Raw genomic sequence first — 24314 nt, 5'->3', positions numbered from 1 at the left:
ACCGATCGATTCGTAACATTAAATCGTTAGTTAAATGGATTAAACGATGGCTTAAAAGATCAAACGGGTCGATTTGATAAATTGAACGATGGCTTAACAGATCGAATTGATCAATTTGATAAATTGAATAACAGTAAAATTGAATTGGACAATGGTTCAAAAGATTAAACCGATCGATTTGAAAAATTGAACGATGATAAAATCGAATTGAATGATGGCTCAAAAGATTAAACAGGTCGATTTGAAAAATTGAACGATGGCAAAATCCAATTGAATGAGGGCTTAAAAGATTAAATAGGTCGATTTGATAAATTGAACGATGGCAAAATCCAATTGAATGAAGGCTTAAAAGATTAAACCGGTAGATTTGATAAATTAAAAGATGGCAAAATTGGGTTGAACGATCCTCGTTATAAATTCCTGTATAATAAGAAATTAATTGACTTAGGTCAAGCTTGGCCAGGGGGTACAAGAATTGCTCTAATACCATAAACATAATCAATGAGCCGGTTTAATCAATTGGCAGGGATCGCCGTTATATTATATCTCCTTATACTTAGCCTGGCAACAAATGCGCAAACAGCTTCCGGCACCCAAAACAGGTTCTATGCAAAGAATGTTAAAAGAATAGACTCTTTTATCCTTTTCCTGAAAACATATTGCAATTCAGTGAAGCCGGTTACCATTACGAATAAGTCGGTAAAACAGGATAAAGAAAACCTTCGTTATGTAAGTAAGCTGTATAACATGGATATGCAGTACAAAGAATTTGTACAGGATGCCGATAAGAACGACCTGGTACAATCGCAAAATATGCAGGCCGGTATAATTGGGTTGAAGGAATTTAAAATTGATGAGAATGCAGGTTATATGGCCACCGACATCTGGCTTACTGTTATTGATGACAAAATAATTTATAAGAAGTTTGTAATTAAGAATACAGCCAAAAGGAAATGTGCGGTGGAAAATACAACTATTCCTTTTTTTGATTTCGTATATTTAAAAGGCCTGGTGAATGACGTTGATTTTCCTGTATATGGTTGTGCCAATTGCGATAGCCTTGTTGTAGATACCTTGTATCAATCATTGTTCAATGAGGCAGAACAAAAATATACGGCTTATAAATTCATGCCCGATGTAACTAACCGGCAGTTGAAAGATGAAATATTTACTGCTACTTATTTGCAGGCCGGTTCTTACCACAATAAAGAAGCAGATGGCTTATTTATTCAGTTACTGAAGTTAAAAGAATATGCAACCATTAGCAGTCTGTTGTATTCGCCCAACCACCTGATGGCGGTTAATGCTTATGAAGCGTTAGCATATTTAAGAAGCACCCGGGCGTTTGACATCAATTCACAGCTTGAAGAGAAAATGAAAAGTATTGCCAGCAGCCCGGTTGAAATACCTGTGTTTTGCGGCCGCGATTGCAAGCCAACTAATTTCCCTTATAGTACATTGAAGATCACCGAACGGAATATTTATGATAAGTATGACGCCGCGTTAAAGTAGGATTCATTGCAATCATTATTTATATTCGCGCGAAATTAGTCCCCGGTTTTATGAATAAAAGTTCCATAATCATTGCTGTTCTTACTACCTTGTCATTTTTGGCTATTATAATATCCTATTTTAATAAGCGTACCGATAAAGATGATTATAAATTATTAAGATCAAATGGGCAAATAACCAAAGCTGAGCTCACCATCTTTAGTGCCCCGGGTATTCAGGAAAAAAAACTTATCCCGCTTTCAGATAGAAAAGAACTGGATAGTTTAAATATGGCTTTAATCAAACAGGCTACACCTATAAAGGTTGAAATTGCTAAAGAGAACAGTGTGACCGCCATTATCAATGTATATAAGAATAATGAAAAAACGCCGGTAGGGATACTCCGTTCAGAGACTACAGGCTGGGTATTGTTAATGGGAAATGAAACCTGTAAAAGCGATTATATCTTCAGACTGGTGCAAAGGTATTTGCCCCAATAATTTGATCAATATATACCGTCTTTAGGTGATGCCGCAGTTAAAAGCTGCGGCTTTTTTATTTTATATGAACGTATGAGGGATAATTGTTATTAAAAGGCAACGTATTGATTTATAGCAGGAACTATCCATGCCGCTTCCGTTCATCACAATTTTCTACCAATTGCATTTGCCGATCCGGAAAAAGCTCTTATGTTTGCGTGTACTATTAAACTAGTACACTAAAACGCCAAACATGATACAGATCCAAAACCTGCATTTTGGGTATCGGAAAAAAAAGATATTTACCGGCCTTAGCCTTAAACTGGAACCCGGCCATATTTACGGTTTGCTTGGTAAGAATGGTACCGGTAAAAGCACCCTGCTAAAAAACATGGCTGGTTTATTATTTCCCAAAGAAGGCACGGTGAATGTGCTTGGCTTTAACCCGGCCAAACGCCAGCCCGCTTTTTTGCGCGACCTGTTTATGGTGCCTGAGGAATTCTATTTGCCCGATATGCCCATCGAGTACCTAATAAAATATACCGCTCCGTTTTACCCTAAATTCAATGAAGATCAATTCAACCGGTATATTACTGAATTTGATATTCCCCGTAGTAATTCTTTGCAACAAATGAGTTATGGCCAAAAAAAGAAAGTGTTGATCAGTTTTGGCCTGGCCTGTAATACCTCTGTACTGCTTATGGATGAACCAACCAACGGGCTCGATATCATGAGCAAAAGCCAGTTTCGTAAAGTAATTGCCGGTTGTGTAGACGAAAATAAATGCATTGTCATTAGCACCCACCAGGTAAAAGATCTTGAAAGTCTTATTGACCGTGTTACTATCATCGATGAAGGTCGTATTCTGTTCGATCATACGGTTGATGCCATCACCCGCAAACTGTCGTTCCATGTTTCGTACGATAGCGACGAAATAAAGAAGGCACTGTATCGCGAGCCTTCTTTACGTGGCAGCGCCGTTATTACACACAATACCAATGGCGATGAAAGTAAACTCGATCTTGAATTATTGTACAAAGCCATTGTGCTGAATGGCAAAGCCATTGAATCAGTCTTTAACGCTTAAACTATTGCTATGAATTCCTACTTCAATCTTAACCGTTGGTTATTATATATAGGCAAACACTGGAACGAGAATAAAAAAAGATACCTGATGTCGCTGGGCGCTGTTGGCGGATTGTTGGTGTTATGGTACTCTTTTGTGATAATTGTTGACAATAGAAATCCACTTGTTCTTCAAATGCAGTCCGTAACTTATTTTGTTGGGCTGTTCCTTACCGGGTGTTTGTTTGCCAGCATGCAATTCAATGATCTGGGCGATGGACCTAAGGGTATAGCTTATTTGCTGTTACCTGCATCTCTGTTTGAAAAATTATTAACGGCCCTGCTGTTCAGCGTTGTATTATACTTCATTTGTTACACGGCTGTGTATTATTTGGTCGACTTCATTATGGTGAAAGTAGCGAATGGTTTAATGCTTGCTAAGTATGAGGAAACAAGGAGTGGTAATTATGCCCCTAATGAAATTATAAATGTATTTGTTAGTCCATTCTCCCCTGTCAATCTCTTTTATTATGTTTTGATCATTTATTTTTCTATACAATCCATCTTCCTGTTAGGGTCAGTATACTTTGCAAAGTACAGTTATATCAAAACACTAATATGGGGGTTGATCGTGTTTTTGGTGCTGGTGTTTTGGGAACATAAGATCGTTGATTCGTTTATGCCGCATGGTAGTTTCTTCAAACCGTTTACGGTATACAAGGTATTGGAAAACGGTAAAGAACTAATGATACGCCTTCCTGAATGGATCAGTTCAATCCTATTGTTTCTAATGATGTACACACTGCCGCCGATACTTTGGACCGTTACTTATTTCAGGTTGAAAGAAAAAGAAGTTTAACGCCTAAATTATTAAATATGCAATTCCGCGAATCGCAAGCTATATACTTACAAATTGCCGATTATGTGTGCGAGAAGATCTTGCTAAAGGAATGGAAGGTTGAAGAGCGTATACCATCTGTACGGGAACTTGCGGTGCAACTGGAAGTTAATCCCAATACCGTGATGCGTACCTATGAATTTCTTCAGCAACAGGAGATCATTCATAACCAGCGTGGCATTGGTTATTTTGTTTCACCCACCGCTATAAAGAACGCGCAAACCTATCGCAAAAATGATTTTGTAGAGAAGGACCTGCCGCAGGTTTTTCGCACTATGTTTCTGCTGGGTATGGATCCCGAAGAGTTAAAACCCCGGTTTGAAAAATTCAAGAAACAACATTTTGCTTAATGCAAAGCCAAAACAAAGCACTCAAATGTTATGAAAACGAGCAATAAAATACTACTGGGAATATTTTTAACCATCATTGTTCTGTCTGCTACAATTAACCTGATGGTGTATGCCAAATACAAACGGGGCGACTATGTGCCTTTTGTAAGGGACGAATCTGCTGAGTTAACCACTGTTAACCTGCCCGCATCGAAGTACATATCTATATCCGGCCTTTGCGATGTAGAACTTGTAAACAGCAATACCGGCAGGTTTGAAGTGAAGAAAGGTGAGGAAAAAGGTATTGTTTACCAGGTGGTGGGCGATACGATTGTCATTCGCAGTAGTACTCCATTTACCAATGATCAAATGGATCGTGGCGAGTGCAATCATCAAATGGTAAAATTACATTTTCCCGCTGCAACCGAGGTGCTGGCCAACTATACTCATGTTAGAATAAAAGGTGCTAAGGACAGTGCGCAGGCGCCCTCATACAATATTCATTTGAACAAACAATCCTTACTACTCATGTACAATGATGATGATAGTAAGTTCATCAATCAGCTTACACTTTCAAGCGATAATTCAAGTATCAACCTGAAAGAGCATTTAGTGGTATATAATCTAAATCTTAAATTGAACAGCTCCCATTTTGATAGTAAAAAAGCGAGGATAAGAGGTCTTGCGCTCGATGTTGATGACAACACAACCATTAATCTTTCGGGTTTTAGTATAAAAAATTTAAAGTAATTTTTATGCAACTCGTACTAGTAGCACTAGCCATCGCATTATTAACATTAATTGCCGGTAATAAAGACCATCATAGCCAGCCTGCTCCTGTTGTAGAGGTGGAAAAAGAAGCACCAAAGAAAACGGTTAACCATTTCTCCGGCGATCCGTTCTCAGTATGGTATTCTAAATTCGAAATGATAGTTAATTAACCATTACTGCACAATGAAAAAGTTGTTGTTGTTTGTAACAGTCAGTCTTTTTTTAAACTGTTCGTTACTTGCACAGGATGAAGCCGGAAAAATAGATAGGCTTATTGTAAAGAGTGTTGCTAATGCTGAGTTTAGCGGCATGGTACTGGTTGCCAAAGAAGGAAAAATAGTATTGCATAAAGGATACGGGTATAGCCATGAAGAAAAAAAAATTCGCCATGATAAACAAACTGTTTATTGTATAGCTTCCATTACCAAAACATTCACAGCTGCATTGGTGCTTAAACTACAGGAGCAGCGAAAGCTCTCGGTGAATGATCATGTAAACAAGAATATGCCCGGTTTTTTAAGGGAGAAATGGCGCAGGTTACCAAAATGGATTAAAAATAAACCCGGTGCTGTTTAGCAGCACCGGGTCTGTTATATGGTAATAAGATCAATTAATATTCTGTTCCACTACCCAGGCAAGCCATAATACCCGTGCCAATTTCAATAGCGCTTTCATCAATGTTAAAGGTAGGTGTGTGCACGCCCGACGTAATGCCTTTGCCAACATTCATAACACCAAGGCGGTAAAAACAACCGGGAATGTGATTGGTATAATAACCAAAGTCTTCAGCACCCATACGCACTTCGGTAGTCTCCACTTTTTCTTTACCCATGTATTGCTCGGCTAATTCACGGGCAACTTCGGTTAGTTTTTCATTATTGTAAACTGTAGGATAACCCACGTCAATGTGCAGGTCAATTTCTGCGCCCATGCTATGTACTAACTCTGTGGCCTGTTTGCGAATAAGCTCATGGGCCTTAAAACGCCATTCTTCATCAAGTGCACGGAAGGTGCCCATCAGTTTTACTTCGCTGGGTATAACGTTGGTGGTATGGCCGCCCTGAATAGAACAGATAGACAATACCGAAGGTGACAACGGATTCCTGTTACGACTGATGATCTGTTGCAGCGACACAATGAGGTGCGAGGCAATCAGAATGGTATCAACGGTTAAATGCGGCGCAGCGGCATGACCGCCTTTGCCTTTGATGGTTATATAAATTTCATCGGCGCTGGCCATAACCTGTCCGCCGCGAAAACTTAATTTTCCAATTTCCAGTTGCGGATGAACATGCAATCCGAATATAGCCTGAGGCTTTGGGTTTTCCAGTACGCCTTCTTTAATAAGAATGCTGGCACCGCCGGGGTTTCTTTCTTCACCGGGTTGAAAGATGAGTTTTACGGTTCCTTCCCATTCGTCTTTTAACTCCTGCAATATTTTTGCAGCGCCCAGTAAACAGGTGGTATGAACATCGTGACCGCAGGCATGCATTACGCCTTCGTTCTTTGATTTATAAGGAACATCGTTTTGTTCGGTGATGGGGAGGGCATCCATATCGGCGCGCAGGGCAAGTACTTTCTTTTCAGGGTTCTTACCTTTTATTAAACCAACAACACCGGTTTCGGCCATTACAGTAAAGGGGATCCCAAATTCTTTTAATTTACTTTGAACGAAACGCGAGGTTTCGAATTCCTGATAACTTAATTCAGGATGTGCATGTAAATGGTGGCGAATATCTATGAACTCAGCAGAGTATGTTTTTGCCAGGCTTTGGATCTTCTTTTGCAAAGTGCTCATAGCCACAAAGATAATTGGAAAGGGGGAAAGTGTTAAGCATGAGCAAGTGGGAAATATAATGTTTGGATATATTTGAAAAAATGTATATCTTTGAATCTCTGGACCAAAGGAGCTGTACGGCTCTGGGAGCCCGGAACAAGTCCTCGGTTTGGAACCGGGGTTTTTTTATGTCATGATTATTCCTTCATTAACATCGCCGGAGCAATAGCATATTCTTTTTAGCTTGTTTGTAAATATTCTATCTGCATGATATTTCTTTCTGGATGTTTGCGGAAACTCTTTTTCTTTCAAAGTATATGCAATAACATCAGCCGCCTGAATAAACATAGAATCTACTGAAACGCGGAAAATAGGATCTTCAATTACGTGGTTTACTTTTATTCCAGGAATAGCATCTCCTTCAGCTCCAGTGCCTAACAATTTCCTAACATGTGAATGTATTGTTCCTACATTCGATCTATCGAACAATACAATTCCATATTGCTTTTTTTCTTTCAGAAAATGATCATAAGCGTGGTATAGTTTTGTAATGGAGGCTGTGAGGTATTCGTTTGGCGGTATTGAACTTTCTCTTTTATTGATCACTGATGCTATTATGGTGAACGCATCATTTCCTCCGATCTTTTCTGCAAAAGCTTCTATCATTTTCCATCTATCGGCTACACTAATTTGAGTATATGCTTTGATCTTATGTGGATCAATCATTTCTGAACAATGAAATTCCACATCGTAAGGTAGATAGCTTTGTGCAGCCAATTTTTTACGGAAGGTTTTAAAAACTTCTAAGGAGAACTTCCATTTCTCTGCATGCACAATTAAACCAACTAAGATAAAATAAGGAGAGCCTGTATTTTTAGGAGTATCTGGATTAAACGCACCACAATCTCCGCTTTCGTCTACATAACAGAAATACATAGCAGCCGTTAGTTTTGATGGAAGCAAATGTATTAATTAAAGGCTTATGTATGTTTATAATATTTTATGTGTGTGCTGTTTACGCAAAAGGCGAGACAATGTAAAAATGCCTCGCCTTTCAATATTTTTTGATGTAAGGATTATTAAAGCGTCCCCGACTTATCAGGATTCACCTCAATGATGTCGCGAATGATGTAAACGCCATTGGGGAAGAAACGTTGAATGGCCGAAAGATAGGGCTCGGCCTCTTCGCGGCTTTTGAAATCACCCACCTTTAGTTTCATATTAGGGCTTTGCCACATAAGGTAAGCATTCAATTCAGGAAACTCCTGGTAGATCTTTGTTTTGGCGCTATTGGCCTTGTTGCGGTCGTTGGTGCTTATTACCAGAATACGATATCCCTGCACATGGCGGCGGGCATCGCGGGTGGTAAGCTCATTGATCTGGATCTGCTTTTTTATCAGCATATCGATCCGCGGATCTTTATGTACAGTTACAGAACTGCTGTCTGTTGAATCTACTTGTGTTTGTGCAAACAAACTGTGGGACAGGATCAATAAGGAGCAACAAATAAGGTATTTCATCTGAAATATATTTTAAAAGCTGGCATAAATTGAGCTGGTACTTAATGATACTTATGGTTTTATGCAGCCTCTAGCGATCTTTATGCAAATTCTTCGCCAAAGATAATTCAAGAAGTTCCAGGTTGCAAGTCCTTTCGCCAGGCGGCAGGTAAGCTATTACTTAGTTGCTACAACCCGGTAACCGGAAACCGGTAACCAGCTCCTGTATTTGTTTTCCCTGCAACTTGTACCCCTGTAACTTGTAACCTATTCTTAATATCCCGCCGCTCCATTCTGCGGAGCTCCTGTAACTATAGCCACACTCGCACTACATCCCAACCTGTTCGCCCCGACCTTAACATACTGCTCGGCCTGCTCATAGGTGCGAATGCCGCCGCTGGCTTTTATCTTAATATTAGACGGCAGGTGCTGGCGCATCAGTTGCACCGCCTCAATGGTAGCCCCTTTTTCGGCATAACCGGTACTGGTTTTCAAAAAATCAACACCCACTTTGGCATATATTTCACAACATTTTATTATTTCTTCATTGGTAAGTATACCGCTTTCAATGATCACTTTTACCAGCTTGTTATTAGCATGCGCGGCTTCCACAATATCTTCCATTTCCATTTGCAGGTATTGCCAGGCCTCGCTTTTCAACGCAACCAGGTTAATAACCACATCCAGCTCATCGGCCCCATCCTGTATTGCCTGTTGCGCCTCTATCAGTTTTGCCCGGCCAACCGAATAGCCAAAAGGAAAACCAATGACCGTTGCCGTTTTAACCGAACTGTTCGCAAGCACCCTGCGGGCATTTTTTACCAGCGGTGGGGGCACACAAACCGCAAAAAAATTGTACTGAATGGCTTCGTCGCATAGGTTTTTTATCTCATGTGTGGTTGCTGCAGGTTTTAGCAAGGTATGATCGATGTATTGTGCGATGTTCATGTAGCGTATTAACCGGTTAAGAAGTTTTTAACCCGACTAAATTAGTTCATTTACCTAAATTCGGCTTTTGTGTTCCTGAATTATCACTAAAACCAAAAGCACATGAGAGAGAACTGTTTCTTTCCCCCAGGAAAGCTCCTTTTCCTGTTTGGCCTTATGCTCCTGATTCAAACCGCCACCCGGGCGCAGGTAACGTTCCCAGTGAACGGCATAGCCGACCCCCAGGTAAAATGTTTCGCGTTTACAAATGCTACTATTGTAAAGGATGTACAAACAACGCTCGCCAATGCCACCCTGGTCATTAGGGAAGGTAAAGTGGTGGCGGTAGGCACATCGGTAACCATCCCTAAAGATGCCGTTGTTGTTGATTGCAGCGGTAAATTTATTTACCCCTCGTTTATTGATATTTACAGCGACTATGGCGTTGCGCAGCCGCAACGGCAGGGTGGGGGCTTCGATTTTCGCGCCCCGGCTCAGCTTACCTCAAATATAAAAGGGGTATTTGGCTGGAACCAGGCCATTAAAAGCGATTTGGATGCCGCCAAATTATTCAACACCGATGACGCAAAGGCAAAACCCTTGCGCGACATTGGTTTTGGAACTGTGTTAACTCACCAAAAAGATGGTATTGCCCGTGGTACCGGCGCGCTGGTTACACTGGCTACCGAAAAAGAGAACCTCGTAATGCTGAAAGAAAAAGCATCGGCACACTATTCGTTTAGCAAAGGCACATCAACCCAAAGCTATCCCGGTTCTATGATGGGTTCTGTTGCCCTGTTGCGCCAAACTTACCTCGATGCACAGTGGTATAGATCAAATCCAACGGCCGAAGGCGTGAACCTTACCTTAAAAGCCTGGAACGAGGTACAATCATTACCACAGATCTTTGAAGCCAATGATAAGTGGAGCGACCTGCGCGCCGATCGTATTGGTGATGAATTCGGCGTTCAATACATTATTAAAGGTGGCGGTAACGAATACCAGCGCATAAAAGAAATTGCAGCTACAAAAGCTACTTATATATTGGCGTTGAACTTTCCGCAGGCTATGGATGTGGAAGATCCCAACGAAGCGCGTTTTGTTTCGCTGGCCGATATGAAGCATTGGGAGCTGGCGCCCACCAACCTGGCCGCATTTGAAAAGGCCAACATTCCTTTTTGTATAACCGCTGCCGATGTAAAAGATACCAAACAGTTTTTTACCAACCTGCGCAAAGCCATTGATAAAGGACTGAGCGAAGCCAAAGCACTGGAAGCGCTTACCAAAACACCCGCCACTGCATTGGGTGTTTATGATAAAGTGGGCAGCCTGGATGCCGGTAAAGTAGCCAGCTTTATTATTACAAATGGCGAAGTGTTCAAAGAAAAAACGGTGATCTTACAAAACTGGGTGCAGGGTGATAAATACAGTGTTAAAGACGAGAACTGGGCACCCGTTGCCGGCCAGTATACATTAAATGTAAAAGGCGCTAATGGCAGCAATAGTTATACGCTCGATGTAAAAAGCACTTCCGATGCCAGCATCATTGCAAAAGATACCATTAAAACAAAGTTCAGCTTCGATGGCAAACTGGTGACAATCAGTTTTGCTACTGAAAAGAAGCCCCGCGCCGCCAGCATTCGTTTAGGCGGATCGGTTAACGGCGATACCTGGAATGGTAATGGTATCGATGCCGATGGCAATAATCTGCTCTGGAGCGCTACTTTCTCAAAAGCAGGTACCCCGGCACCCGATACTACCAAAAAGAAACCGCAAGGTATTCTTGGTAAAGTAACGTATCCCTTCGACGGTTATGGCTGGGATTCATTACCACAGGCCGAAACCATTTTAATAAAGAACGGTACCGTTTGGACCAACGAAAAAGAAGGCAACCTTACCAACACTGATGTCCTCATCAAAAATGGTAAAATAGCACAGATAGGTAAGAACCTGCCCGAGGCTGGTGCTAAAGTAATAGATGCCACCGGAAAATTCGTAACACCCGGTATCATCGATGAGCACTCGCATATAGCAGCTTTTTCAATAAACGAAGGCGCCCAGTCGGTAACTTCAGAAGTGCGTATTGCCGATAACCTCAATCCCGAGGATATCAATATCTATCGTCAGTTAAGCGGTGGCGTTACTTCTTCCCATATTCTGCACGGTTCGGCCAATACCATTGGCGGACAAACCCAGCTGATAAAATTGCGTTGGGGTGTTAATGATGAAGAACTAAAGTTCAAAGGCGCTGATCCCTTTATCAAATTTGCATTGGGTGAGAATGTAAAACGCACCACATCGCAAAACAACAATCGCTTCCCCGATACCCGTATGGGTGTTGAAGAAGTGATGATGGATGCCTTTACCCGCGCCTGCGAATATGAAAAAGGTTGTAAAGAATCGGAAGCTGCCACAGCCACTCCTAAAAAGAAAGGCGCTGCAACAACAACTACTACTGCTGCACCCGTTCGCCGCGATCTGGAGCTGGATGCACTGGTTGAGATCATGAATAAAAAGCGTTTCATTACCTGTCACTCTTATGTGCAAAGCGAGATCACTGCTACCATGCGGGTGGCTGAGAAATTCAACTTCCGCGTAAATACATTCACGCATATACTCGAAGGCTATAAAGTGGCCGACAAAATGAAAACGCATGGCGCCAACGCTTCTACCTTTAGCGACTGGTGGGCATATAAAACCGAAGTAACGGATGCCATTCCATACAATGCCAGCATTATGCAACGCGTGGGATTGAATGTATGTATCAATTCAGATGATGCTGAAATGGCGCGCCGCCTGAACCAGGAAGCCGCCAAAAGCGTAAAATACGGCGGCATGAGTGAAGAAGATGCATTTAAAATGGTAACGTTAAACCCCGCCAAAGCGCTGCATGTTGATGAAAAAGTAGGTAGCCTAAAGGCAGGTAAAGATGCCGATGTGGTAGTATGGAGCGACAATCCATTAAGCATTTATGCAAAAGCCGAGAAAACGATCGTTGATGGTATTGTTTATTTCGATCGTACCCGCGACCTTGAAATGCGTAAAAAAATAAGCGCAGAAAGAAATCGCCTCGTGCAAAAGATGCTGGGTGAAAAAAGAAGTGGTGGTCCTGTTGGACCTGCAACCCCCAGCTTTCAGGTTGTGCTGAGTTGTGGCGATCATGATCATCACGATGGATTGATCACTATTGATGTAGATGAAAATGATGCAAGTACCCGCTAAAACAATCAAAACAATGAAAAAATTAATCATATGCATACAACTACTTGCTGCCGGCATTGCATTACAGGCGCAGGAAGATGTATACCCGGCAAAAGCAATAACCGGGAAAATGTATATCACTAACGGTACCATACATGTTGGCAATGGCCAGGTAATTGAAAATGGTACCATTGAAGTTGAGAATGGAAAGATACTGCAGGTAGGCGCCGGTATTGCCGCACCCGCAGGCGCCAAGGTGGTTGATGTAAAGGGTAAACAGGTATACCCCGGCTTAATATTGCCGGTTACCGATCTTGGTTTGAAAGAGATCGGCAACGGCGTAAGAGGTTCAAACGACTATGCCGAGCTGGGTGAATACAATAACAGCATCCGCTCAATAGTGGCTTACAATACCGATTCAAAGATCATCAACACACTAAAGGCACAGGGTATTTTGCTGGCCGGCGTTACACCACAAGGCGGCACCATCAGTGGATCTTCTTCGGTAGTGCAGCTCGATGCATGGAACTGGGAAGATGCCGCCTATAAAATGGATAATGCCATTCACCTGAACATGCCCACCTTCATAAGCCGCCCCAGCCGCTTCGCCGCATTTTTGGGTTTACCGCAACCGCAAACCGATCCAACTAAGGAAGCGTTGAATAAGATAGATGAAATAAAAACGCTTTTCCGTCAGGCAAAAGGTTATCTGCAGGAACCTACCCATAAAGAAACCAATTTAAAGTATGAAGCATTAAAAGGTTTGTTCAATAAAACACAAAAACTGTTTGTGCATGCCAACCAGGTTAAACAAATACTCATTGCCATTGACTTTGTAAAAGAGTTTGGTTTTGATGTAGTGTTGGTGGGCGCCAGTGAAAGTTTTCAAATTGCCGATCTGCTGAAGCAATATAACATTGCAGTAATTCTGCAAGATGAGCATGCGTTGCCTGCTACTGAAGATGATGATGTTGATCAGCCTTTTAAAACACCGGCGATGTTACAAAAAGCCGGGGTATTGTTTGCGCTGAACGATGAGCACGGTGAAAGCCGTTACCGCAACCTGCCTTTTAATGCCGGTACTGCTGCTGCTTATGGGTTAACCAAAGAGCAGGCATTACAGGCCATTACGCTTAATTCGGCCAAAATACTGGGTGTTGATAGCAAAACAGGTTCGCTTGAAGCAGGTAAGGATGCCAACATTGTAGTAAGCGAAGGCGATATTCTTGATATGCGCACAAGCATCATTGTGCAGGCTTTTATTCAGGGTCGCGAAGTTAGCCTTGAAAACAAACAAAAGCAACTGTACGACAGGTATAAATACAAGTATGAGTTGAAGTAACACAAACACATAAATGTATGAAAGGTGGGCCATTGGCCCACCTTTTTTAATTGACGGCGATCAAGAAGTATGGTAATTATTTGTAAATCATTTTGTGCAGAAACAGAATGCAGTAAATTCAGGAAATACATTTCCTTTCTACTTTAATCCCCAAAATTGCCTGCATATGAAAAAGATACCTGTACTGGTATGTGTTGCTGTTTCAACAACTGTATTATTGGTTTTTTGCAATCAACCCGAAGCTAGGGAACAAACAACTGCTGCTGATGCAACAACGGAAGCTGCGCCTATGTCGCATGACAGTCTGGTAAAGCGTGGCGGTTACCTGGTAAGTATTATGGGTTGTAATGATTGCCATACGCCCAAAAAGATGGGGCCCCAGGGACCTGTATTGGATGAAGAAAGAATATTGTCGGGACATCCCTCTGATGTGCCTGTAGCGCCATACGATGGTAATACGGCTAAAAACTGGATCCTGTTTAATCAAATGCTTACAAATTATGTAGGTCCCTGGGGTACGTCTTACTCAGCTAACCTCACACCGGATTCAACGGGTATTGGTAGCTGGTCGGAAGCTCAATTCCTGAAAGCCATACGCGAAGGAAAATACAAGGGCCTCGATAACACCCGCCCGCTGTTGCCGCCCATGCCCTGGCAGGAATTCAGAAACGCAACCGATTTAGATCTTAAGGCTATTTTCGCCTACCTGAAATCAATAAAGCCCGTGAAAAATGTGGTGCCTACGGCGAAGATCAATATGCCGCCGAAATCGTAAGACGTAAAACGTGAAAGGCCTCATGCTTATTCGGGTTCAAGCCATTTCGCAGTCACTCCGAAATTCGGCTTTGCCGTTTCACGTTTGCCGTTTCACGACAATCCTGTATCTTCCATAGATAGAAACACTATCCCCCATGGTTACAGGATTTATTCGCTACTGTTTTATTTGCATTGTTGCCACAACGATTGCCGCCTGCCACAGTACACAAAAAAGTCAAACTGCCGGCAAGGACGGCTGGGTATCGCTATTCAATGGTAGGGACCTCAATGACTGGATCGTAAAGATCTATCATCACGAAGTGGGTGATAACTTCGGCAATACCTTTCGGGTAGAAGACGGCATGATAAAAGTGCGTTACGATAAATATGGCGCTTTCAACGATCAGTTTGGCCACCTGTATTATAAAAAGCCTTTCTCACATTATCACCTGGTAGTGGAGTATAAGTTTGCCGATGAATGGAAAAAGGATGCACCATCCTATACCATTCTCAATAGCGGTATTATGTTCCATTCACAAGATCCGCATTCCATGCCTAAAGAACAGAACTGGCCTATTTCAATAGAGTTTCAATTGCTGGCCGGTTTGGGCGACGGTAAACCGCGTACCACCGGAAACATGTGTTCGCCCGGTACCAACATTGTGTACAATGGCGTGCTCGATACAAGGCATTGCATAAACTCAACATCAAAAACTTATGGCAAAGATGAATGGGTTCGTGCCGAACTTATAGTATTAGGTGATTCATCGATCACCCACATTGTTAATGGTGATACGGTAATGCGGTATTCAAAACCACAAATAGGTGGGGAGGTAGTTACCGGCCACGATCCTAAGATGAAACCTGATGGTAAGATACTTTCATCTGGTTTTATTGCCCTGCAAAGCGAGGGGCAGCCGATTGATTTTAGGAAGGTGGAGATCAAAGATTTATCCTCTGAGAGCAAGGAACGAAAATAACAATTAAGAATACGAAGTAAGAAGTAAGAGGTACGAAGTACGAGGTCTAAGATGGAATAAGTGATTATGATTTTATAATCGCGCGTTTCTTACTTCATACGTCCTACATCTTACTTCTGTTTATTAATATCCAGATTTTTCAACTATTCAAATTAGCTATTTAGAAGTTTGAACGGCGTCAACCTCAACCCCCAACGGGGTACATGCTTCTTATACTTTAAATAATCGCTTCCAAAGCGCTGCATCATGCTGCGTTCTTCAACAAAAATGAAGTAAAGGGTATTAATGATAAAGAAGGCTACGGCCCAGGCAAGAATATTGGCTGAGTATAACATCAACCCTTCGCCCAATATCATAGAGAATACACCTGTTATCATGGGATTTCGGCAATACCGGTAAGGGCCTTCCACAATTAGTTTTTTGGTGGGTTCCCAGGGCGCCAGGGTGCCATGCCCCAATGTTTTAAAAAGGAACACCGTATACACAAACAACGCCGACCCGGCCACTGCAATCAGCCAGCCTATTATTTTAAAATTGGAATTATGCGGTATAAGCTCATCCTTGCTATCATATAACAAATACGGTACAACAAACGTAACCGTAAATGGCATAATTATAATATCACGTAAGTGTTTCAATATCGAAGGCGACTCCATAAGAAAGTTAATTTAAACTTTTGATGCAAATGCTACACGGTAAAATTCATACCCTTTTTCGGGACGATCAGGCAAGTACTTATCGCGGTAATCAGATGCTCCGGAGTCTTCAAGTAGTACGTAATTATATTGTTGCAGGTAAACGGATAGATCTTCTGGTTTAAAACCAAACGTCCAGCGTTCTTCCAGGGCGTTAAGATCTTTCAAAAGTTTCGTAGCACCAAAAAAGTTTTCGGGCGCGTCTAGAACCTGTTGATGAACATAGGTGAAAATAATGTAAGAACCCATGGCAAACTGCTGCGCAAAAGCAAATGTATTATCAATGGCTTCGGCATTAAGGTAATTGGTTACCCCTTCCCAAATGATGGTTGTGGGAATGGAAAAATTGAGTTTCATCCTGGTAGCCAGTTCCTGCAGGCTTTCCTTATTAAAATCAATTTGCCAGTAGTGGATATGATTTGGCAATGTGCCCAGTTTTCTTTTGAGTATAGTTGTTTTTTTACGGGCAGTGTTGGGGTGGTCTATTTCAATAACAGGGGTGTTTGATAAATAATTGAGCCGTAAGGCGCGGGTGTCGAAACCGGCGCCTAAAATGATCACCTGTTGAATATTGTTTTGTACGGTTTGTTGTAAGAGATCATCGATATAGCGTGTGCGTGCAATACCCGATGACATGGCGCCAGGTATTTTTTTCCGAATGGTGTTTTGCACATAACTACGAACCAATGAAATAGGGGAGAGGCGAACGGCAAGGTTTAACTTACCATCTAAAAATGAAATAGCATAAGGATCTTTAAAGAGCCTTTTATTCGCAGGCTGCGTTGTTTCAAGCGCCCTGAATAAAGCCATGTATTGTGCCGTTTGGCTTGCCTTATCTGCCTTCATACATCGCTATACGTTTGGGTATCTAAAATACACCGTTTTGCACGAAGTTGATGGGGCTTAACATGAAATTTACCACTAAGTAGTATGGGGAAACCTGCCCGAATTATCCTGTAGCAGATAACTATTTGAAAGCAATCGGGTTAAGTTCCAATTCTATTAAATAAAAAAAGCACCCTGATCTTTCAGGATGCTTTTAAATATTGTTAAACGAATACTTACTAAGCTACATCACGTCCGTGGCAATTCTTGAATTTTTTACCGCTGCCGCAAGGACAAGGGTCGTTACGACCAACTTTGGGGCCTACACGAACAGGCTCCTGTTTAATGGTTTCGTCAAACTGGTCCTGCTCATTGGCTGCGTAATCTTCACCACGGGCATCTACTTCTTCTTTATTGGCGCGCATACGGCTCATGTCGGTCTTTTGCTCATGACCTTCACGAATTTGGCTTTGTTGCTGGCCTGGGCCTTGTTGTTCAACCGGAATGTTTGCGTGGCATAAGAAGCTGATGATGTCCTTATTTACATCGCTGTCCATTTGTTTGAACTGGTCGTATGCACTGATCTTATAGATAACCAGCGGATCTTTTTGCTCGAGGTAAGCTGTTTGTACGCTTTGTTTCAGATCGTCCATAGCACGCAGGTGCTCTTTCCATGCTTCGTCAATAACAGCCAGGGTTATTTGACGTTCCAGGGCGTTGATCAATTCACGGCCTTCGGTCTCCAGCGTTTTGTTCAGGCTGGCCAGTACCTGTAAACCTTTTTTATTATCGGTGAATGGTACTACCACATTCTCTATATGGCTGCCTTGTGTTTGGCGAATGTTCTGGAATACCGGCACCGCCTGGCGTTGCAGCTCGGCAGTTTTTTGCTGGTAACGGCCAATTGATTCCTGGTATAATTTCTCTGCCAGGTCATTGGGTTTGCCTTTATCAAATTCTTCCTGCGTAATAGCGCTGTCGATACCAAAGTTTACAATGGCAGCGAGTTTAAATCCTTCGTAATCGTTTTGTTCCTGAAAGCCATTGATCAAACCTTCTGCAACAATATAGAACGCATTATCGAGGTCGAGGGCCAAACGATCGCCAAACAGGGCGTGGTTACGTTTTTTGTAAACCACGTTACGTTGTTTGTTCATTACGTCGTCGTACTCGAGCAAACGTTTACGTATACCGAAGTTGTTCTCTTCTACTTTTTTCTGTGCACGCTCAATGCTTTTGGTGATCATGCTGTGTTGTATCACTTCGCCTTCTTTATAACCAAAGCGGTCCATAATGCTGGCAATACGTTCACTACCAAATAAACGCATCAGATCATCCTCTAATGAAACATAGAACTGTGATGTACCGGGGTCGCCCTGGCGGCCTGCACGACCACGCAGCTGGCGGTCAACACGGCGGCTTTCGTGGCGTTCTGTCCCAATGATGGCCAAACCACCTGCTTCTTTAACACCGGGTCCCAGTTTAATATCGGTACCACGACCGGCCATGTTAGTGGCAATGGTAACAGCGCCGGCCAAACCAGCTTCCTGTACTACCTGTGCTTCACGGGCGTGTTGTTTTGCGTTCAATACGTTGTGCGGGATCTTTTTACCCTGCAGCATTTTGCTCAGCAATTCACTTACTTCAACGTTTGTAGTACCAACCAGTACCGGGCGGCCTGCAGCACGCAGTCTTTCAATTTCGTCAATTACCGCTTTATATTTTTCACGCTTGGTTTTGTAAACAAGGTCTTCCTGGTCTTTACGAACGGCAGCAACGTTTGTTGGCACCGTAACTACATCCAGTTTGTAAATGTCCCAAAACTCAGCAGCTTCGGTAACCGCGGTACCGGTCATACCTGCCAGTTTATGGTACATACGGAAGTAGTTCTGCAACGTGATGGTAGCATAGGTTTGTGTAGCGGCTTCGATCTTCACATTTTCTTTTGCTTCAATGGCCTGGTGTAAACCATCGCTGTAACGGCGGCCATCGAGGATACGGCCGGTTTGCTCATCTACGATCTTAACCTGACCATCCATTACCACGTACTCCACATCTTTATCGAACAACGTATATGCTTTCAGCAATTGTTGTACGGTGTGTATACGGTCGGCTTTGATGGTATATTCGTTGAGAATAGCTTCTTTACGTTGTAATTTTTCTTCTGCAGGTGCATCGCTTTTATCGATCTCTGCCAGGTGAATGCCAATGTCGGGCAGAACGAAAAAGTCTGGGTCTTCACCACTGCGGGTGATGGCCTGTATACCTTTATCGGTTAGGTCAACTGAGTTGTTCTTTTCATCTATGTGGAAGAACAGCTCTTCATCAACAACCGGCATTTGTTTTTGCTGATCGGCCAGGTAATAGTTCTCGGCCTTTTGCAGCTTTACTTTTATACCTGGTTCGCTGGTGAATTTAATAAGGGCGCTGTGTTTAGGTAAACCGCGGTAGGCGCGCATCAGGGCCAAACCTCCTGTTTTAGGATCATCTTCACCGCTTTCAAATAATTTCTTTGCATCGATCAGGTTCTTGTTAACCACCTGTTTTTGCATTTCGAACAGGTTACGTACGCGATCGCGCAGGATATGATATTGCTGATCTTCACCACGTGGTACCGGACCAGAAATGATCAATGGTGTACGGGCGTCATCCACTAATACGCTATCCACCTCATCTACCATTGCGAAATGGTGTTTGCGTTGCACCATTTCTTCTGGTGTATGCACCATGTTATCGCGCAGGTAGTCGAAACCAAATTCGTTATTGGTACCATAGGTGATATCGGCCTGGTAAGCTTTTCTTCTGTCGGCGCTGTTAGGCTGGTGTTTGTCGATGCAATCAACGGTAAGACCAAGCCATTCGAAAATAGTTCCGTTCCACTCAGAGTCACGTTTTGCCAGGTAATCGTTCACTGTTACAATGTGAACACCTTCACCTGCAAGGGCGTTGAGGTAAGCGGGCAGGGTCGAAACCAGGGTTTTACCTTCACCCGTTGCCATTTCTGAAATTTTACCCTGGTGCAGTACCGAGCCACCAATAAGCTGTACATCGTAGTGCACCATGTTCCAGGTAACAATGTTACCGCCGGCGCTCCAGGCGTTTTTGAAAACCGATTGGTTGCCCTGTATGGTAACGTATTCTTTTTTTACGCTGAGTTCGCGATCGAGATCGGTTGCAGTAGCCACCATTTCGGGATTCTCCTTGAAACGGCGGGCAGTTTCTTTAACTACCGCGAATGCTTCGGGATGAATTTCTTTCAGTACTTCCTCTATTTGTTTATCGCGGTCTTTTATCAGCGCATCAACCTGTTGATAGATGGCGTCTTTTCCTACGATATCGCTAAAAGGCAGTTCTTCAGCCTGTTTATTCAGATCGGCGATCTCATTATCAATTTTTTCGAGGTGCGATTTGATACGGGCCCTGAATTCCTGGGTCTTGGCACGCAATTGATCGTTAGACAGCGACTGGTAAGCGGCAAAGTTCTTATTGATCTGTTCTACAATCGGCAGAATCAACTTAACATCCTTTTCCGACTTACTTCCTCCGAACATTTTTGAAAGAAAACCTAACATGATATAGCGGTTAATTATTTTAAAAGATTACAAATTTAAGGTTGGTCAAAAAAGATGCTACACTTTGGTAACGAGCCAATTTGACAGGGACGTCAAAGGTACAAAAAAGCGGGGAGTTGGCCCTAACAGAAGTAGATGGTTTGCAGGCAATAATTGATCATTTGGTGTGAATTCGGGGCTAACGCATGGAGATTTGAGATATATGTTAAGGCATTTTTCAGCTGTTTGTTTCCCGGGGTCCTCCCGACCTCGTTCCAGGCTCATGGCACATTTCTCCCACCATTCTCCCTCCATTCTCCCGGGATTCTCCCAGGTTCTCCTATGAAAGGTGGGTAAAACCGGGAGAAGTGTGGGTTAAGTCCGGAATGAGGTCAAAACAAGGTCAGGAAACGGGTGGGAGAAATTGTAGTAAGCCCCAGCGCGGGGTAACAACTGAAAATGTGGTGATTAGGTAAGTTTGTACATTTTACCCGGCAGGGCCTGTACTATATTTTGCAATTCGAGGTTAAGGATAGCCGCGGCCATTGAACTGGTGCTGATGCCGCAGCGGAGATTTAATTCATCGATATGTAAGGGTTGTTTTTCCTGTAACTGTTCAACAATGGTTTTTTCTTCAGCATTTAAGTGAACAAAAAGTTCTTTTTGGGCCGAAATTTTTTTTGAAACAGGTTGGTCCCAGCCTAAACTTTCTGCCAATTCATGTGTTTCGGTAAGCAAAATGGCCTTATTGTTTTTGATAAGGGCATTACAGCCTGCACTTTTGGCATCGGTTGTTTTGCCGGGATAGGCAAATACATCGCGATTATACCCGTTTGCCAGCTCTGCGGTGATCATACTTCCGCCCTTTGTACCTGTTTCAATAACTACAACGGCATCGCACAGACCGGCAACAATTCGGTTACGCACGGGAAAATGATGTTTTTCGGCTGTTACATCGCTGGCAAATTCAGTAAGCAGGCCACCACCTTGTTTTATCATTTCTTTGGCCAGGCCGGCATGCTCTGATGGATATATTGAATCGAGGCCATGTGCGAGTACGCCTACGGTTGGTACATTGTTATTCAATGCCGCCCTGTGGGCAATAGCATCAATGCCAAATGCAAGGCCACTTACAACAAGCGCCCCGTAAGCAGCCAGCTCCTGCACCAGTTTTTCGGTAAGTTGTTTGCCGTAAGTTGAGTTAATGCGGGTGCCTATTACCGAAACCACACGGGCCGTGTTGAGATCGGTTCCGCCACGGTAAAAAAGCATGGTGGGCGAATCGTAGCAATGGAGTAGCCGTTGCGGGTATTGCGGTTGGTTAATGAACAGCGGTTTTATTTTGTACTTTTCAATAAAGGCGATTTCCTTTTCGAGTTGTATAAAATTGCTGAACGATTTTATGCAGCGGGCTCGTACAGTACCTATGCCTTCTGTTTTTTCGAGATCGGTTATGCGGGCTTTGAAAACAGCTTCGGCTGAATGGAATTGTTGTATAAGTAGTTTGGCATGTACACAGCCAATTTGTGGTACTTGCGTTAGTGCAAGCTGGTATAGCAGATCGTTGGTTATTTTGATCATAAGGCAATGGTAAATTGATAGGCAATGTTCAAATGATGCTTCCCCTAAGATACGAGGTTTCTTTGTAATTAGAAGCAGTTACCAGTTACCTGTTACCAGTTTCCGGGCCGAAAACAAAACAGCCGTTCTGCATCGCAGAACGGCTGTTTTTCCTGGCAACCGTTAACTGGTAACCGGAAACTATTGTCATTGGCTTATAACCTGTAACTCCGTTCTTCTGTTCTGTGCTCTGCCTTCTTCTGTAGCATTATCTGCAACCGGTTTGGTGGCGCCAAAACCTTTAAAGGTAAGGCGACCTACTTCAATGCCTTTGCTCACCAGGTATTTTACAACAGCTTGTGCCCGGTTGTTCGAAAGGGTAAGGTTATCGGCAGGTTTACCAATATTATCGGTATGGCCGCTGATCTGAATTTTCAACGTCGGGTTTTCTTTCATTAGCTGAAAGATATTATCCAATTCAATGGTTGATTCGGGCTTCAGATCAAATTTACCCAGGTCGTAAAAGATGTTCTTCAACACAATGCTGGCATTGGCTTCAATGGGCTGCAATGGAATATCGATACTGTAAGTTGAATCGGGTGCCTTTTGACTAAGCGGAAAGTTCTCAGAGAAGAACAGGTAGCCTTTTCTTTTTACATTGAATGCGTAGTCTTTACCAACAGGTAAAGTAATTAAGTAATTACCTGTGCCATCCGTTTGAACACGGCTTAACACATTGCTGGTGCTGAGGTCGGTTAATTCAACAGCTGAAGGTAAACCTTTCGATGTTTTCTTATCATACACTTTTCCTTTTACCCATAATGTGCGGGCTGGCCGAATATCTTCACGTAATTGGAATGTGTATAGATCAGTTCCGCCGCGGGTATCGTTTCTATCGCTGTTATAATAAGCGGTTTTACCATCGGCGGCAATAACCAGGCTGCCTTCGTTTTCGATGGTATTGATGGGGTAGCCAAGGTTGATTGGTTTTTCCCACCCTTTACCTTTTTTGCGTGCTAAAAACAGGTCGCTGCCGCCATAACCCAGGTGGCCACTCGAAGTAAAGTACAATGTTTGGTTATCGGCATGTATGAACGGCGCAATTTCGTCACCAATAGTATTTATTTCGGGGCCCAGGTTCTCAGGATCGCTCCAGCGGCCATTGGGTAACTGGTGACAAACGTATAGGTCTTGTCCGCCATAACCACCAAGGCGGCCGCTGGCAAAATACAGGTCGCGTTTATCGGGGCTCAGGCTGGGCGCCGATTCCCAGGCTTCGGTATTTATTCTGTTGCCCATATTTTCGGGCTTGCTCCAGCCTTCGGGCGTTAAGTAAGAAATATACAGGTCGCAACTACCATAGCCATAAGGGAAATTACAACCGGTGAAAATAAGCCATTGCCCATCCTGCGAAATAGTTTGCGCGCCTTCATTCTGGTTTGAATTTATAAAACCGGGCAGTGGCTGCGCTTTGGTCCAATGACCATTCTCCCATTTCGACCCATAAAAGTCTTCCTGGCCATTTACCCGGCGCGTAAAAATAAATTCTTTATTGTCGATGGTGAGCGTGGGAAAATACTCAAGGTATACACTGTTGATGCTATCGCCCATATTTTGCGGTTCAAACCGGTAACCATTCAATGGGTGTTGATTGGCATAGTCTATTGCAAACTGATAGGTTTGACGACGGTAATTGGCGGCCTTCAGGCTTTGTGCGTTAAGGTTGGGAATGGAAAGAAAATCATCTATGGCTTTTAATGCCTTATCAAATTGCCCAACACCGGCCAGGTTAATAGAGTAGGGGAGATTGTAATCTTTGAACCAGCTGCTGTCAATGGCCTTTGACTTTTCGTAATATTCTATGGCACTTTGGTATTTCTTTTGTTCAAAATACAGGCCTGCTATTGATAAAAAGGCTTCCAGGTAACGCGGTTCTAATTTGATGGCGTCCTGTAAGGTTTTAATGCTTTCATCATATTGGCCGTTCATGGCAATGCCATATGCTTTTTCGAAAAGGGCCTTGGCCTTTTTATTTACTTTATCGGGATCGTATTGCGCTTTTGCTGTTATACAAAGGAGCACGGCGCACATGGATATTATAATTAGTTTTTTCATCATCAGATTTACTTTATCGGGTGTCATCAAACCATAACACGGCTATTATCCTC

General features: G+C 42.9%; 21 protein-coding genes. 12 read left to right on the top strand and 9 right to left on the bottom strand.

Annotation, left to right across the window (positions count from 1 at the left end):
- The first annotated feature begins 501 nt into the window (after positions 1-501).
- From GGD38_RS06780 to GGD38_RS06745, 8 genes are all read left to right on the top strand, one after another.
- Entirely contained in the window at positions 502-1512 is a 1011-nt protein-coding gene (locus tag GGD38_RS06780; protein WP_375298770.1) for a hypothetical protein, read from the top strand.
- Between the two features lie 50 nt (positions 1513-1562).
- On the top strand, positions 1563-1991 hold the full coding sequence (locus GGD38_RS06775) for a hypothetical protein (protein WP_375298771.1): 429 nt from the start codon (positions 1563-1565) through the stop codon (positions 1989-1991).
- A gap of 232 nt (positions 1992-2223) precedes the next feature.
- Entirely contained in the window at positions 2224-3057 is an 834-nt protein-coding gene (locus GGD38_RS06770; protein WP_375298772.1) for an ATP-binding cassette domain-containing protein, read from the top strand.
- A 9-nt stretch (positions 3058-3066) separates the two neighbouring features.
- Positions 3067-3894, top strand: coding sequence for a hypothetical protein (locus GGD38_RS06765; protein ID WP_375298773.1), 828 nt, complete (start codon positions 3067-3069; stop codon positions 3892-3894).
- Positions 3895-3911: 17 nt separating this feature from the next.
- Complete coding sequence (locus tag GGD38_RS06760) at positions 3912-4283, top strand: GntR family transcriptional regulator (protein WP_375298774.1); 372 nt, start codon at positions 3912-3914, stop codon at positions 4281-4283.
- A gap of 30 nt (positions 4284-4313) precedes the next feature.
- The gene (locus GGD38_RS06755) at positions 4314-5012 is read left to right on the top strand and encodes a hypothetical protein (RefSeq protein ID WP_375298775.1); all 699 of its coding nucleotides are present in this window, start codon (positions 4314-4316) and stop codon (positions 5010-5012) included.
- 5 nt (positions 5013-5017) lie between these two features.
- Complete coding sequence (locus tag GGD38_RS06750) at positions 5018-5203, top strand: hypothetical protein (RefSeq protein WP_375298776.1); 186 nt, start codon at positions 5018-5020, stop codon at positions 5201-5203.
- A 13-nt stretch (positions 5204-5216) separates the two neighbouring features.
- A complete protein-coding gene (locus GGD38_RS06745) occupies positions 5217-5609 on the top strand; it encodes a serine hydrolase domain-containing protein (RefSeq protein WP_375298777.1) in 393 nt (130 codons plus the stop codon).
- Between the two features lie 34 nt (positions 5610-5643).
- On the opposite strand, the gene GGD38_RS06740 is transcribed toward GGD38_RS06745, so the two are convergent.
- From GGD38_RS06740 to deoC, 4 genes are all read right to left on the bottom strand, one after another.
- The gene (locus GGD38_RS06740) at positions 5644-6831 is read right to left on the bottom strand and encodes a M20 family metallopeptidase (RefSeq protein WP_375298778.1); all 1188 of its coding nucleotides are present in this window, start codon (positions 6829-6831) and stop codon (positions 5644-5646) included.
- Between the two features lie 165 nt (positions 6832-6996).
- Complete coding sequence (locus GGD38_RS06735) at positions 6997-7773, bottom strand: DUF3800 domain-containing protein (protein ID WP_375298779.1); 777 nt, start codon at positions 7771-7773, stop codon at positions 6997-6999.
- A 116-nt stretch (positions 7774-7889) separates the two neighbouring features.
- A complete protein-coding gene (locus tag GGD38_RS06730) occupies positions 7890-8330 on the bottom strand; it encodes an SPOR domain-containing protein (protein ID WP_375298780.1) in 441 nt (146 codons plus the stop codon).
- A gap of 252 nt (positions 8331-8582) precedes the next feature.
- Entirely contained in the window at positions 8583-9257 is a 675-nt protein-coding gene (deoC, locus tag GGD38_RS06725; protein WP_375298781.1) for a deoxyribose-phosphate aldolase, read from the bottom strand.
- A 102-nt stretch (positions 9258-9359) separates the two neighbouring features.
- Here deoC and GGD38_RS06720 point away from each other — a divergent pair, with 102 nt between their 5' ends.
- The 4 genes from GGD38_RS06720 to GGD38_RS06705 all read left to right on the top strand — a co-directional run bounded on the left by GGD38_RS06720 (position 9360) and on the right by GGD38_RS06705 (position 15515).
- Positions 9360-12458 (top strand): amidohydrolase family protein, encoded by a 3099-nt coding sequence (locus GGD38_RS06720; protein ID WP_375298782.1) that lies wholly within the window; start codon positions 9360-9362, stop codon positions 12456-12458.
- Between the two features lie 13 nt (positions 12459-12471).
- Positions 12472-13779, top strand: coding sequence for an amidohydrolase family protein (locus GGD38_RS06715; protein ID WP_375298783.1), 1308 nt, complete (start codon positions 12472-12474; stop codon positions 13777-13779).
- A 166-nt stretch (positions 13780-13945) separates the two neighbouring features.
- On the top strand, positions 13946-14554 hold the full coding sequence (locus GGD38_RS06710; protein ID WP_375298784.1) for a c-type cytochrome: 609 nt from the start codon (positions 13946-13948) through the stop codon (positions 14552-14554).
- Between the two features lie 136 nt (positions 14555-14690).
- Positions 14691-15515 (top strand): DUF1080 domain-containing protein, encoded by an 825-nt coding sequence (locus GGD38_RS06705; protein ID WP_375298785.1) that lies wholly within the window; start codon positions 14691-14693, stop codon positions 15513-15515.
- 152 nt (positions 15516-15667) lie between these two features.
- Here the strand turns inward: GGD38_RS06705 and GGD38_RS06700 are convergent, their stop codons facing one another.
- From GGD38_RS06700 to GGD38_RS06680, 5 genes are all read right to left on the bottom strand, one after another.
- Entirely contained in the window at positions 15668-16171 is a 504-nt protein-coding gene (locus tag GGD38_RS06700; protein ID WP_375298786.1) for a methyltransferase family protein, read from the bottom strand.
- Positions 16172-16183: 12 nt separating this feature from the next.
- Positions 16184-17056, bottom strand: a complete 873-nt coding sequence (locus tag GGD38_RS06695) for a class I SAM-dependent methyltransferase (RefSeq protein WP_375298787.1) — start codon at positions 17054-17056, stop codon at positions 16184-16186.
- Between the two features lie 218 nt (positions 17057-17274).
- The gene (gene secA, locus GGD38_RS06690) at positions 17275-20607 is read right to left on the bottom strand and encodes a preprotein translocase subunit SecA (protein WP_375298788.1); all 3333 of its coding nucleotides are present in this window, start codon (positions 20605-20607) and stop codon (positions 17275-17277) included.
- Between the two features lie 447 nt (positions 20608-21054).
- A complete protein-coding gene (gene dprA / locus GGD38_RS06685; RefSeq protein ID WP_375298789.1) occupies positions 21055-22167 on the bottom strand; it encodes a DNA-processing protein DprA in 1113 nt (370 codons plus the stop codon).
- A gap of 186 nt (positions 22168-22353) precedes the next feature.
- Complete coding sequence (locus GGD38_RS06680; protein WP_375298790.1) at positions 22354-24264, bottom strand: OmpA family protein; 1911 nt, start codon at positions 24262-24264, stop codon at positions 22354-22356.
- Positions 24265-24314 lie beyond the last annotated feature (50 nt).

Origin of the sequence: Niastella sp. OAS944 (assembly GCA_024809215.1) — a bacterium.
Lineage (GTDB): Bacteria > Bacteroidota > Bacteroidia > Chitinophagales > Chitinophagaceae > Niastella.
The sequence above is the reverse complement of the archived record's forward strand: the minus strand, read 5'-3'. Positions and strand labels throughout refer to the sequence as shown.

Excerpts from the sequence above, each read along its gene's own strand:
- GGD38_RS06780 (WP_375298770.1), top strand. The coding sequence starts at position 502 with ATGAGCCGGTTTAATCAATTGGCAGGGATCGCCGTTATATTATATCTC.
- GGD38_RS06775 (WP_375298771.1), top strand. The coding sequence starts at position 1,563 with ATGAATAAAAGTTCCATAATCATTGCTGTTCTTACTACCTTGTCATTT.
- GGD38_RS06770 (WP_375298772.1), top strand. The coding sequence starts at position 2,224 with ATGATACAGATCCAAAACCTGCATTTTGGGTATCGGAAAAAAAAGATA.
- GGD38_RS06765 (WP_375298773.1), top strand. The coding sequence starts at position 3,067 with ATGAATTCCTACTTCAATCTTAACCGTTGGTTATTATATATAGGCAAA.
- GGD38_RS06760 (WP_375298774.1), top strand. The coding sequence starts at position 3,912 with ATGCAATTCCGCGAATCGCAAGCTATATACTTACAAATTGCCGATTAT.
- GGD38_RS06755 (WP_375298775.1), top strand. The coding sequence starts at position 4,314 with ATGAAAACGAGCAATAAAATACTACTGGGAATATTTTTAACCATCATT.
- GGD38_RS06750 (WP_375298776.1), top strand. The coding sequence starts at position 5,018 with ATGCAACTCGTACTAGTAGCACTAGCCATCGCATTATTAACATTAATT.
- GGD38_RS06745 (WP_375298777.1), top strand. The coding sequence starts at position 5,217 with ATGAAAAAGTTGTTGTTGTTTGTAACAGTCAGTCTTTTTTTAAACTGT.
- GGD38_RS06740 (WP_375298778.1), bottom strand. The coding sequence starts at position 6,831 with ATGAGCACTTTGCAAAAGAAGATCCAAAGCCTGGCAAAAACATACTCT.
- GGD38_RS06730 (WP_375298780.1), bottom strand. The coding sequence starts at position 8,330 with ATGAAATACCTTATTTGTTGCTCCTTATTGATCCTGTCCCACAGTTTG.
- deoC (WP_375298781.1), bottom strand. The coding sequence starts at position 9,257 with ATGAACATCGCACAATACATCGATCATACCTTGCTAAAACCTGCAGCA.
- GGD38_RS06720 (WP_375298782.1), top strand. The coding sequence starts at position 9,360 with ATGAGAGAGAACTGTTTCTTTCCCCCAGGAAAGCTCCTTTTCCTGTTT.
- GGD38_RS06715 (WP_375298783.1), top strand. The coding sequence starts at position 12,472 with ATGAAAAAATTAATCATATGCATACAACTACTTGCTGCCGGCATTGCA.
- GGD38_RS06710 (WP_375298784.1), top strand. The coding sequence starts at position 13,946 with ATGAAAAAGATACCTGTACTGGTATGTGTTGCTGTTTCAACAACTGTA.
- GGD38_RS06705 (WP_375298785.1), top strand. The coding sequence starts at position 14,691 with ATGGTTACAGGATTTATTCGCTACTGTTTTATTTGCATTGTTGCCACA.
- GGD38_RS06700 (WP_375298786.1), bottom strand. The coding sequence starts at position 16,171 with ATGGAGTCGCCTTCGATATTGAAACACTTACGTGATATTATAATTATG.
- GGD38_RS06695 (WP_375298787.1), bottom strand. The coding sequence starts at position 17,056 with ATGAAGGCAGATAAGGCAAGCCAAACGGCACAATACATGGCTTTATTC.
- secA (WP_375298788.1), bottom strand. The coding sequence starts at position 20,607 with ATGTTAGGTTTTCTTTCAAAAATGTTCGGAGGAAGTAAGTCGGAAAAG.
- dprA (WP_375298789.1), bottom strand. The coding sequence starts at position 22,167 with ATGATCAAAATAACCAACGATCTGCTATACCAGCTTGCACTAACGCAA.
- GGD38_RS06680 (WP_375298790.1), bottom strand. The coding sequence starts at position 24,264 with ATGATGAAAAAACTAATTATAATATCCATGTGCGCCGTGCTCCTTTGT.